Origin of the sequence: Desulfosarcina alkanivorans, from assembly GCF_009688945.1 — a bacterium.
GTDB classification, from domain to species: domain Bacteria; phylum Desulfobacterota; class Desulfobacteria; order Desulfobacterales; family Desulfosarcinaceae; genus Desulfosarcina; species Desulfosarcina alkanivorans.
The window spans coordinates 3,421,893-3,433,441 of record NZ_AP021874.1 but is presented as its reverse complement, the minus strand read 5'-3'; the positions used below and the strand labels follow the sequence as shown (position 1 = coordinate 3,433,441).

Sequence of the window (11,549 nt, the reverse complement as noted above, 5' to 3'; positions counted from 1 at the left end):
AACCTACGATGGTTGTCGGCATCGGACACATGGTTTTCAGGATTCATCAGTGCGGATCCCTGAAGGGAAAACGAAAGGTGGTCAAGGCCATCGTTGCCCGCATCCGAAATCACTTCAACGCATCGGTGGCCGAGGTGGCGGACAACGACATTTACCAGCGGGCCGTCATCGGTGTCAGCCTGGTGGGAAGCGATCGCCGGTTGGTCAATGCCAAACTGGACAAAATGTTTAACTTTGCCGAAGACCTGGGGCTTGCGGAAATGATTGACTCCCAGTTGGAGATCATTTCCCTGTGATGGCTGCAACGCCCGGTTTTATCGGCACCTCACGGTCCGGAGAGCGGATCGAATGCGAGACAATCGTGGTAACCCGATCATTCAGTCGAGCGGAAAGAGTTGGCGGGCAGGTGCAGAAAGTACTGGCCGGCCTGATCCAAAACGGCATCAGCGACCCAAGGCTCGCCCAAGCCACCATTACCGGGGTGAGCATGAGCCGGGATCTGCGGATCGCCAAGGTTTACTTCGCCACCCACGGCGGCGCAGATGGCGAACACGCCGCGTTGACGGGATTTGAGAGCGCCAAGGGATTTATCAAACGAGAACTGGCCAGGGAACTGGGCCTTCGGTACATGCCGGATTTGAAATTTTTCTATGATGCATCGTTCGACTACGGTGCCCACATCAACCGGGTACTGAAATCCATACAAACCGATGATGAAAAAAATAATCCAACAGTTGGCGAACAGTGATCGCGTTCTCCTGGCATCCCATTCCAATCCTGACGGCGATGCCATCGGCGCCCTTCTGGCTACGGGGATCGCACTGGAAAAGCTGGGGTGTGGTGAAGTGGTGCTCTACAACGAGAGTGCCATCCCCGCCGTCTACCGGTTTTTGCCCTCGGTGGCCCGTATCCAGAAGCACCTGTCGGACCTGAATCGCTTCGATACGGCGGTGATTCTGGACTGCGGCGACTTGAGCCGTGTCGGGTCGATCGCCGAGGCCATCAGGACCATACCGGCCATCGTCAACATCGATCACCACATCACCAACACACGATTCGGCCACTTTCAACTGGTGGATGTGGACGCCTGCGCCACGGCTGAAATTGTGTACCGGCTGATCCAGTGCATGGATATAGAAATAGACACGGCCATGGCGACGGCCATCTATACCGGAATTTTGACCGATACGGGGTCCTTCCGTTTTTCCAATACCAACCAGGCGGCCTTTTCCATCTGCGAAACCATGGTCGCAGCGGGGGTGAAGCCGTCTCAGGTGGCCCAGCATGTATATGGCACCTATTCACTCGGGCGGATCAAACTGCTCAACCTTGCACTGGACTCCATCGAGATATCCAACAACGGGCAGCTTTCCATCATGACGGTTACCCGGGAGATGCTGGCGGACACCGGCACCCAACCCGAGGATGCCGACGGACTGATCAACTATGCCCGGCGGATTCAGGATGTGAAGATGGCCGCCCTGATCCATGAATTGGAAGGTGGCAGCGGCGCGACGGACGACCGAAAGCGGTTTCATGTGAGCCTGCGGTCGGACGGCAGCGTGGATGTTTCCCGGATTGCAATGGGTTTTGGCGGCGGCGGGCATGCCGGAGCCGCCGGTTTTTCAATGGAGTCCAGCCTGTTGGAATTGAAACGAACCATTTTTAGCCTGTCCGACGGTTTTTGCGAGACATGCCAACTGAATTAGACGGCATTGTCGTGGTGGACAAACCCGAGGGACTTTCGTCAGCAGGCGTCGTTGCGCGGGTCAAGGGCCTCTTCGGGGCCAATAAAGTCGGCCATACCGGGACGCTGGATCCGTTTGCCACCGGTGTCCTGATTTGCTGCCTCAACCGGGCGACCCGGCTGTCCCGTTTTTTTCTCGAGGGCGACAAGGCCTACGAGGCGGAAATGGTTCTGGGCCGGGTGACGGACACGCAGGACGCGACGGGAACCGTCATCGAACGGCACCCGGTGGACCGGCTGTCCGTGGAACAGATCCGGGAAGCCGCGGCGCGTTTCGTGGGCGCCACCACCCAGGTCCCGCCGGTATACTCGGCCTTGAAGCACCAGGGTACGCCGCTTTATAAACTGGCACGCCGCGGAGAGGCCGTGGAAAAGCCCGCCCGGCCGATACGGATTCACCGCCTGGACATTCTCGACGTGAACCTGCCGGCGGTCCGCTTCTCGGTGTCCTGTTCATCCGGAACCTATGTGCGCACCCTGTGTGCCGACATCGGTCGCGAACTGGGCTGCGGCGGACATCTCAGGCGGCTTCGCCGGACGGCCAGTTGCGGATTTTCCATCCATGCCGCCGTTGGCCTGGATGAACTGGCGGCATTCAGGGATCAAGGCCGTCTTCATGAAGCGATGATTCCCATGAGCGCGGCGCTGCCATTCATGCCGGCTGCGGTTGCCGATGGCGCACTGGCTTTAAAAATTCAAAACGGGGTGAAGCTGTCGGCGGCGGATATCCCGGATTCACCCCGGGTATCGGATAAGGGGGCCTTCAAGGTGGTCGATGCCGGCGGCCGGTTGATTGCCGTTTTGACCGAATCGCCGGAAACACGCAGTTATAATTATTGTTGTGTTTTTTCGAGGTAAAGGTGATAACGATAAGGTCGTGGATCGGCAAAAGATGATTAACGAAACCTTCGGCCTGGCTGCGGCCGTTCGGTTGAAACCAAGACTAAAAGCAAACAGGTAGTCAGCAACCATTTTAAGGAGGACGAAACATTGGCGTATACAGCAGAAACCAAAAAAGAACTGATTGAAAAATACAAAAAGCATGATTCCGATACCGGATCCCCGGAAGTCCAGATTGGTCTTCTTACCCATCGGATTACCTATCTGACCGAGCATTTGAAAGTGCATAAGAAAGATCATCACTCCCGTCGAGGTTTGCTGATGCTGGTCGGCAAACGCCGCAGATTGCTCAATTACGTCAAAAGCAACGATGTCCAGCGATACCGTTCGATTATTGAAACCCTTGGTCTGCGGCGCTAAGGTGATCCGGAAACGGCAACCCGGTGTCGCCGTTTCCCCATTGCCGGTATTCACGAACGCGGCTGCCGACTTTCCTTTTGAGGGACAGACCAACCGCCCACTTTGGCCGTCAGGCGTTCAAACGGCATGCCCACCGGCAATTTACAGGCAACGGGCAGATCGTTCCGGCCCTTGCCGCAATCATACCATGAAAAGGAATTCTAATGGAGTATACATTCAAGGCGGATGTGGGGGGCAACACCCTCAGCATCCAGGCGGGTAAAGTCGCCAAGCAGGCGTCCGGGTCCGTTGTGGTTCAATACGGCGATACAATGGTCCTGGTAACGGCGGTTTCCGCCAATAGCGAGAGGGATATCGATTTCCTGCCCCTTTCGGTGGAATACCAGGAAAAAATTTACGCGGCCGGCCGCATCCCGGGAAATTACTTTCGGCGGGAGATCGGGCGCCCCAGCGAAAAGGAGACCCTCACCGCCCGCCTGATCGACAGGCCGATTCGGCCCCTCTTTCCCAAGGCATACCGCTTCGAGACCCAGGTCATCGCCACCGTGCTCTCCATGGACCAGGAGAATGATGCGGACATGCTGGCCCTGGTGGGCGCATCGGCCGCCCTGGAAATATCGGACATTCCCTTCGCCGGCCCCATCGCCAGTGTCCGTGTGGGACGCATCGACGGCGAATTTGTCGCCAACCCCACTATTTCACAGGCGGCGGAAAGCGACATCAACATCATCATCGCCGGGTCCCGCACCGGTGTGGTCATGGTGGAGGGCGGCGGTGACGTGGTGGGTGAAGCAGACATGCTGGAGGCCATTTTTTTCGGCCACAAGGCCATTCAGCCCATCATCGACATCCAGGAACAGCTCAAGGCGGAGATCGGCAAACCCAAGCGGGTTTTTACCCCGCCGGAGAAAGACCCGGCCCTGGTCGAGATGGTCCAGGAAAAGGCCACCGCACCGTTGCGTGAGGCGCTGACCATACCCGAGAAAATGAAGCGGTACGAGGCCGTACGTACGGTCAAATCCCAGGTGGTGGAATCATTGGGCGAAGAGATGGCAGACCGGCACGGTGAAATCGGCGCCATCCTCGGTGGTCTCCAGAAGCAGATCTGCCGGGACATGATTCTCAAAGAAGGCCGCCGTATCGACAACCGCCGATTCGATGAAATCCGCCCCATCACCTGTGAGGTCGGGGTGCTGCCCCGGCCCCATGGCAGTGCCTTGTTCACCCGCGGCGAGACCCAGGTGCTCGGCATTCTGACACTGGGTTCAGGTGGCGATGAACAGCGGGTGGAAACCCTCAGCGGTGAAGAGAACCGCCCCTTCATGCTGCACTACAATTTCCCCCCCTATTCGGTGGGCGAGGTCAAGCGGGTGGGGTCGCCCAGCCGGCGGGACATCGGCCATGGCGGACTGTCCACCCGGGCTCTGGAACGGGTTCTGCCGGACAAGGAAGATTTCGACTACACGATCCGCATCGTCTCCGAGGTGCTGGAATCCAACGGCTCATCATCCATGGGAACCGTCTGCTCCGGTGCACTGGCGATGATGGACGGCGGCGTGCCCATCAAGGCGCCGGTATCCGGAATTGCCATGGGGCTGGTCAAAGAAGGCGACCAGGTGGTGATTCTGTCCGACATCCTCGGCGATGAAGACCATACCGGCGACATGGATTTCAAGGTGACCGGTACGGCCGAGGGCATCACCGCCCTCCAGATGGACATCAAGATCCACGAACTTTCCCGGGACATCATGGAGCGGGCGCTGGACCAGGCCAAGGCGGGCCGGCTGCACATTCTGGACAAGATGCTCCAGGCCCTGGCCGTCCCCCGCGAGGAGATCTCTCCCTTTGCCCCCAAGATCATCTCCATCAAGATCAACCCGGATAAAATTCGAGACATTATCGGCCCAGGGGGCAAGGTGATCCGGGCTATTCAGAGCGAAACCAACACCAAGATCGAGATCGACGACAGTGGTCTGGTGAAGATTGCCGCCACTTCTGCCGAAGACGGTGAGGCCGCCCGCCTGCAGGTGGAAACCTTGACCATGGAGCCCGAGGTGGGGGCCATCTACGAAGGAAGGGTGGTCAAGACCACCGATTTCGGCGCCTTCGTTCAGATTGTTCCCGGTACCGACGGCCTGGTGCATATCAGCCAGCTGGCCAACCACCGGGTCGGCAAGGTGACCGATGTGGTCAAAGAAGGGGACATGCTGAAAGTCAAGGTCCTGGAAATTTCCAAGGATGGCAAGATCCGCCTCAGCCACAAGGCCGTTCGGGAAGATGAACAAAAAACCGACGGTCAATAAGACGGTCCTCGATAACGGGGTACGCATCGTTTCCATGCGCATGCCCCACGTGCGCTCGGTCTCCATGGGAGTCTGGGTTCACGTGGGGGCCCGTGACGAGACCGACGTCGAGAGCGGTCTCTCCCATTTTATCGAACACATGATTTTTAAGGGCACCGCCCGCCGGAGCGCTTTTCAGATCGCCAAGGAGTTCGACGCCATCGGCGGGCAGACCAATGCCTTCACTTCCATGGAGCACACCTGCTACCATGCCCGGGTGCTTGACACCCAGCTGAGTACCATGGTGGACATCCTTTCCGATATCTTTCTCAACTCCTCATTTGATGGCAGCGAGGTCGAGCGCGAACGGCCGGTGATCTTTCAGGAAATCGGCATGGTGGAGGACACCCCCGAGGAACTTGTCCACGAAATGATGGGGCCGGCACTCTGGGGTACCCATCCGCTGGGGCGCTCCATCCTCGGTCCCCGGGAAAACATCCTTGGTTTTGACAGCGTGGCAATCAAGACGTTTTTCAAGCGGCTATATCAGCCGGACCGGATTGTTATCGCCATCGCCGGCAATGTGGAACACCATCGTCTGGTCGATATGGTGGCGCCCGTTTTTTCCACGATCGCAGGCGGCAGCGGTTTTGCCCCACGCGCAGTGCCGGCCGCCGGTTGCGGCATCGCCCTGAAACACCGGGACCTGGAACAGACCCATCTTTGCCTGGGCATGAACGGGGTGTCGGTTACCGATCCCCGGCGATTTGCCGCCTCCCTGCTCAACACCATTTTCGGCGGCAACATGAGTTCCCGGCTTTTTCAGATTATCCGTGAGGAGCGGGGGCTGGCCTATTCGATCTACTCTTTTTTGACCTCTTACACCGATACAGGCATGCTGGGGGTCTGCACAGCGGTTGATCCCAAGGATATAGAAACCAGCGTTGATTTGATCATAAACGAGGTCAGGCGCTTGAAACGGGATCCGGTTCCGGCCGAGGTCCTGGCAGACGCCAAGGAGTTCACCAAGGGCAACCTGCTCATGGCCGCCGAAAGTCCGGACAACCAGATGGCCCGGTTGGCCCAGAACGAATTTTACTTCGGGCGGACTCTCCCGATACAGTCGGTAATCGATAACATCGATGCCGTCACGGCCCCGGATCTGCAGGCCCTGGCCGAAGACCTGTGGGACGGGGGCAGGGCGGCCCTGACCATGGTGGGGCCTGGTGCAGACGGAACTGATTTTTCAGGGCAGTTGACCCTTTAGCGACCCGGCAGCACCAGGGCCGATGGGATCGCATCGAACGATCCGTGGGAAACGGTTACCGGCATCTCCGGGTCCCCATCTGACGGGCCCGACCGTTTCCGCCAACGGTGAGGGCGGCGATTCCGGCACTGCTTCCACGAATTTCCAATAATCCTGAATAATGACCTTTTTCCTATGCACCCGTCGCCATCCATTGCTTTTCTCAGGTTGAACCCCGAAAAGAACCGGGACATCCCCCTGCCACGGTATATGACCGCCCAGAGCGCCGGTATGGATATCTGCGCCGCCCTTGACGATGACCTGGTACTGAACCACGGCTGCATCTGCCTGGTGCCCACCGGATTTGCCATGGCCCTGCCGGACGGATTCGAAGCTCAGATACGTCCCCGCAGCGGCCTGGCAGTCAAGCATGGCATCAGCATCATCAATGCCCCCGGGACCATCGACGCAGACTACCGCGGGGAAGTTAAGATCGCCCTGATCAACCTCGGACCGGATCCGGTGACCCTCAAGCGGGGGGACCGCATCGCCCAGATGGTGGTCCAGAAAGTATACCAGGCCCGGATTGAGGTCGTCCATGATCTTGATGATACCGACCGCAGCGGCGGCGGATTTGGTCACACAGGGCGATGAAAATGGCCAAACTGCCTGAAGCGGGGGCCGCTTCCGCCGACCACCGCCTGTCCGTCAGCGTTCTGGCCAGCGGCAGCCGGGGAAACGCCACTTACGTCTCTGACGGCCATACCGCCATTCTGGTTGACGCGGGACTGTCAGGGGTGGAGATCCAGCGGCGAATGGCCAGCAAAGGATTGGATCCCAAGAATCTGGATGCCATCCTGGTTTCGCACGAGCACACCGACCACATCCACGGTGTCGGGGTCCTTTCCCGGCGCTTCGGCCTGAGGGTGTACATCAGCGATGGCACCCGACAGGCCACGGGAACCGCTTTGGGCAAACTGGCCGACGTCTGCCCCTTTCGCTGCGGCCATGCTTTCACTATCGGCCGCCTGGCCATCCACCCTTTTTCCATCTCCCACGACGCGATGGACCCGGCGGGTTTTACGATTGGCTGCAACGGGGCCAAAGTGGGGGTTGCCACCGACCTGGGGGTCGTTACCGGCGTTGTGAAAAACCACCTGGCCGCCTGTGACATCCTTATTCTGGAAGCCAACCACGATCCCCAGATGCTGATCGACGGCCCCTACCCGTGGCCGCTGAAACAACGCATCCGCGGCCGCAGCGGCCATCTTTCCAATGACGATGCCGCCTTGCTGCTGGAAACGATCAAGCATGAGCGGCTGGCCCACGTGATCCTGGCTCACCTGAGCGAAGAGAACAACACCCCGGCGAAAGCCAGACAGGCAGTCAAGGCTGTGCTAAACGATGCGGGGGTCAAGCTTCACGTGGCCTCCCAGGCGTCAGGTTGTAGGCTTCTGACCGTGGGATAAATCCGATGGCGCTGCCTATCGCAGACGCATTTCACCACGGAGTATCGGCAAAAGGCAGCCGCTGCAGCCGTTTGGTCTCGCCATGCGACCGTTTGGCGTGGGCCGCCGGGGGTTTACGACTCGTCTAGAACCCGGTCGTTGATGAAATCCATAAAGGTCCGGCATAAAGGGGAGATGCTTCGATGGCGATGGTGGGTGAGGTAAAAGGCCCGTTTGAGATTCAACCCGTCGATGGTGAGTTTCCTCAGATTTCCAGCCGCCACATCATCGGAGACGGCGATTGCTGAAAGAATGGAGACCCCCATGCGGTTTTTGATTCCCTGGCGGATCGCTTCGGTGCTGCCGATGCGGGCCACCACCTTCAGATCGTTGAGGCTGAGACCCGCCTCGGAGAAACTGGCCTGAATGGATTTAAGGGTGCCTGATCCATTCTCCCGTATGATAAAGGGCTCGCTGGCCAGTTGTTTCATTGTGATCCGCTTTTTTTCTGCCCAGCGGTGATCGGCCGGCACGACCAGACACAGTTCATCCTCCACCAGGTGGGTTTGCGAAATAGCGGCATGGGTGCAGACGGCACCGACCACACCCATTTCCAGATCACCACTTAAAATGGCATCGATCGTCTGCTGGGTATCGGCAATGGAGAGGCTGACGCTGACTTCCGGAAAGCGCTGGGTAAATGCCCCGATGATTGCCGGCAGTACAAAGGCCCCGGGAATGGTGCTGCCGCCCAGGTCCAGGCTGCCTTTTACCTTGCCCTTGAATTCGGCCATGGCGCTTTCGGTTTCGTCGCGCAGGGAGATCATCCGTTTGGCGTACCGGTAAAGCAGCCTTCCCGCCTTGGTGGGCAGTGCTTCCTTGGCCAGGCGGTCGATGAGCCGGCAGTCGAAGTGGTCCTCCAGGTCTTTGATGTGGCTGGATATGGTGGGCTGGGAGAGATGAACCGCCCGGCCAGCCCGCGAGAAGCTTTTCAGATCGATCACCTTGAGGAAAATATGAAGCTGCCACAGGTCCATGGCTTATGATCCGAATTTCGTTTTGATGCGGCGATTGACCCCGGGCGGCACCATGTCGGATATGTCGCCGCCGAATTGGGCTGCTTCCTTGATGATGGATGAACTGGTAAAGATCCATCGCAGTCCGGTCATGAGAAATACCGTTTCAATATCCCGATTGAGTTTCCGGTTCATGAGTGCCAGCTGGAATTCATATTCAAAATCGGAAACGGCCCGCATGCCGCGCAGTACGGCGCTGGCTTTTCGTTTCTGGGCGTATTCAACCAGAAGGCCGTCGAAGGTGTCGAATTCCACGTTGTCGATTCCCGACATGGATTCACTCAACATCTCCAGCCGTTCATCGACGGTGAACAGGGATTTTTTCCCCGGATTGTGAAGGATGGCAATGATGATCTGGTCGAACAGCCTCAAGCCCCGTTTGGCAATGTCGATGTGCCCGTTGGTGACCGGATCGAATGAACCTGGGTAGATGGCGATTCGTCGCATTAAGACTCCCGGCGGTTGAATATGGAGAAGGAAACCTGGTGGAACCATCGGTTCCGGAATAAAATTCAGCGCTGTTTTTAGGATTGGTCTCTTACCGTGGGCCAATGTCTGCCGGGAACGCTCTATAACATGGGTTCCATAAATGAAACAAGGGTTTTCCCGAATCGTCGCTGGTCGGCGAGGCCAAGCGTACCGATGGGATGACGGAGGGGTTCCCGGGCGCTGTGTTCAATGACAACCCGTGCATCCGGGGCCAGCGCCCCGCATGATACCAGGGCCGTCAACGCCGGCATCACGCAGTTGGTTTCATACGGGGGATCCATGAAGACCAGATCGAATGCCTGGGGTGCCGATGCCAGGCAATTGAGGTTTTTTCCGATATCCCAGTTGATCACACGGGTCTGATCGGTCAGTCCCAGTTCCAGGAGGTTGCGGCGGATTGCCGCAAGGGCCGGCCTGGCCCGGTCGACAAAAACGGCGGATGCGGCCCCACGGCTCATCGCCTCGATACCCAGGGCGCCGGTACCGGCGAAAAGATCCAGCACGTGCCGGTTCCGGATGCCGGCCGCCAGGATATTAAACAGGGATTCTCTGATGCGGTCCGTGGTGGGGCGGGTGGCCAGGCCGACGGGGGCGGACAGACGACGGCCTCTCAAAGTGCCGCTGATGACCCTCACGCTTTTCGTTCCGCGATCAATGTCTGGATATAATCGGACGCCACACCGATGGCCGCTGCGGTTTTTTCCACGTCGTTATCATGGCCGGCTAATTTCTTGAGGATATATTCGGTCTCGAAGGCGACGCGTGCCTTGTCCAGATCTTCGATGGAAAAGAGTTCTCCCCCGGTGGCTTTCGAATCGGACAGGTTGGCGGGCAGATCCTTTGCGGTGATGGCATCATTTTGAACCATAATGGCCAGCCGTTCGACGAGGTTTTTCAATTCCCGCACATTTCCCGGCCAGGCGTGTTTCGTTAGAATATCAATGGCATCGGAGGTGATGGTCTTGCGTTTTTCACGGTTGCTGGCGGCGGCCTCCGCCAGGAAAATTTCCGTCAGCGAGGGGATGTCTTCAGCCCGGTCCCTCAGCGGCGGCACCTCGATGGGAACCACATTGAGCCGGTAATACAGATCTTCTCTGAATCGTCCGTTTTCAATCTCACCCTCCAGATCTTTGTTGGTGGCTGCGATGACCCTGACATCCGTCGTCAGGATCCGCCCGCCGCCCACGCGCTGGAATTTCTTTTCATCGAGGACGCGCAGGATTTTGGCCTGGGTGGCCAGACTCATGTCGCCGATTTCATCCAGAAAGATCGTCCCGGTGTGGGCCAGTTCGAATTTTCCCCGTTTCTTGACGCTGGAGCCGGCGATGGCCCCCTTTTCATGGCCGAACAGTTCACTTTCTATCAGCGTCTCGGGGATGGCGGCACAGTTTACATCGATCATCGGGGATTCGGCACGGGGACTCAACTGGTGAATGGTTCTGGCCACCAGTTCCTTTCCGGTGCCGTTTTCTCCCTTGATGAGTACCCACGATTCGGTGGGGGCAACGGTGGCGATCTGCATTTTCAGGGCCTGAACGGGATTGCTGCCGCCGCTGATGGAGTGCTTCTCGATCGTTTTTTTCCGCAGGTAGCGGTTTTCTTCCTCCAGGCGGCGAAAGTTGAGGGCGTTGTTGATGGCCACGATGACCTTGTCGATATTCAAGGGCTTCTCGATGAGATCGAAGGCTCCCAGTTTGGTGGCTTTGACGGCGGTTTCCACATTGCCGTGGCCGGTAATGATGATGACCGGCAGGGTCGCCGTGCTTTTTTTGATCTCTTTCAACGTTTCGATACCGTCGATTCCCGGCATCCAGACGTCCAGCAGCACCAAATCCGGAGCCTCGGCATCGATAATCTTGAGCGCCTCATAGCCGTTGTTGGCGGTAATGACTTCGAACCCTTCGTCGGTGAGCAGACCGCTGAGGGACTGCAGAATCGTGGGTTCATCGTCGACAATCAATATGGAAGGGAACATTGACGATCTCCTTTCCCGGGCCAGCC

Annotated in this window: 13 protein-coding genes; 9 read left to right on the top strand and 4 right to left on the bottom strand. The window is 58.1% G+C overall.

The annotated features are described in order from the left end of the window. Positions 1-8: 8 nt before the first annotated feature. The 9 genes from DSCA_RS15190 (at position 9) to DSCA_RS15150 (ending at position 8,004) form a co-directional block, all read left to right on the top strand. Positions 9-296, top strand: coding sequence for a DUF503 domain-containing protein (locus DSCA_RS15190; RefSeq protein WP_155317233.1), 288 nt, complete (start codon positions 9-11; stop codon positions 294-296). After that, positions 296-748, top strand: coding sequence for a 30S ribosome-binding factor RbfA (gene rbfA, locus DSCA_RS15185; RefSeq protein ID WP_155317232.1), 453 nt, complete (start codon positions 296-298; stop codon positions 746-748). The genes DSCA_RS15190 and rbfA overlap by 1 nt, the downstream gene beginning before the upstream one ends. Then, on the top strand, positions 711-1,709 hold the full coding sequence (locus DSCA_RS15180; RefSeq protein WP_155317231.1) for a DHH family phosphoesterase: 999 nt from the start codon (positions 711-713) through the stop codon (positions 1,707-1,709). The genes rbfA and DSCA_RS15180 overlap by 38 nt, the downstream gene beginning before the upstream one ends. After that, the gene (gene truB, locus DSCA_RS15175; RefSeq protein ID WP_155317230.1) at positions 1,694-2,605 is read left to right on the top strand and encodes a tRNA pseudouridine(55) synthase TruB; all 912 of its coding nucleotides are present in this window, start codon (positions 1,694-1,696) and stop codon (positions 2,603-2,605) included. Before DSCA_RS15180 ends, truB begins: the two co-directional genes overlap by 16 nt. A 132-nt stretch (positions 2,606-2,737) precedes the next feature. After that, entirely contained in the window at positions 2,738-3,007 is a 270-nt protein-coding gene (rpsO, locus tag DSCA_RS15170) for a 30S ribosomal protein S15 (RefSeq protein WP_155317229.1), read from the top strand. A 203-nt stretch (positions 3,008-3,210) separates the two neighbouring features. Then, the gene (gene pnp, locus DSCA_RS15165) at positions 3,211-5,310 is read left to right on the top strand and encodes a polyribonucleotide nucleotidyltransferase (RefSeq protein ID WP_155317228.1); all 2,100 of its coding nucleotides are present in this window, start codon (positions 3,211-3,213) and stop codon (positions 5,308-5,310) included. Then, complete coding sequence (locus tag DSCA_RS15160) at positions 5,285-6,556, top strand: M16 family metallopeptidase (RefSeq protein ID WP_167527792.1); 1,272 nt, start codon at positions 5,285-5,287, stop codon at positions 6,554-6,556. The genes pnp and DSCA_RS15160 overlap by 26 nt, the downstream gene beginning before the upstream one ends. Positions 6,557-6,730: 174 nt before the next feature. Further along, positions 6,731-7,189, top strand: coding sequence for a dUTP diphosphatase (gene dut, locus DSCA_RS15155; RefSeq protein ID WP_155317226.1), 459 nt, complete (start codon positions 6,731-6,733; stop codon positions 7,187-7,189). Positions 7,190-7,191: 2 nt separating this feature from the next. After that, the gene (locus DSCA_RS15150) at positions 7,192-8,004 is read left to right on the top strand and encodes an MBL fold metallo-hydrolase (RefSeq protein WP_155317225.1); all 813 of its coding nucleotides are present in this window, start codon (positions 7,192-7,194) and stop codon (positions 8,002-8,004) included. Between the two features lie 113 nt (positions 8,005-8,117). Here the strand turns inward: DSCA_RS15150 and DSCA_RS15145 are convergent, their stop codons facing one another. The 4 genes from DSCA_RS15145 to DSCA_RS15130 form a co-directional block, all read right to left on the bottom strand. Beyond that, positions 8,118-9,020, bottom strand: a complete 903-nt coding sequence (locus DSCA_RS15145) for a selenium metabolism-associated LysR family transcriptional regulator (protein WP_155317224.1) — start codon at positions 9,018-9,020, stop codon at positions 8,118-8,120. Between the two features lie 3 nt (positions 9,021-9,023). Continuing rightward, on the bottom strand, positions 9,024-9,506 hold the full coding sequence (gene coaD, locus DSCA_RS15140) for a pantetheine-phosphate adenylyltransferase (protein ID WP_155317223.1): 483 nt from the start codon (positions 9,504-9,506) through the stop codon (positions 9,024-9,026). A 122-nt stretch (positions 9,507-9,628) separates the two neighbouring features. Next, positions 9,629-10,183: a 16S rRNA (guanine(966)-N(2))-methyltransferase RsmD gene (gene rsmD / locus DSCA_RS15135; RefSeq protein ID WP_179955323.1), complete on the bottom strand. Its 555-nt coding sequence runs from the start codon at positions 10,181-10,183 to the stop codon at positions 9,629-9,631. Beyond that, positions 10,180-11,523 carry a sigma-54-dependent transcriptional regulator gene (locus tag DSCA_RS15130; protein WP_155317221.1) on the bottom strand — a complete coding sequence of 448 codons (1,344 nt, stop codon included), beginning with the start codon at positions 11,521-11,523 and terminating at the stop codon, positions 10,180-10,182. The genes rsmD and DSCA_RS15130 overlap by 4 nt, the downstream gene beginning before the upstream one ends. Positions 11,524-11,549: the final 26 nt, after the last annotated feature.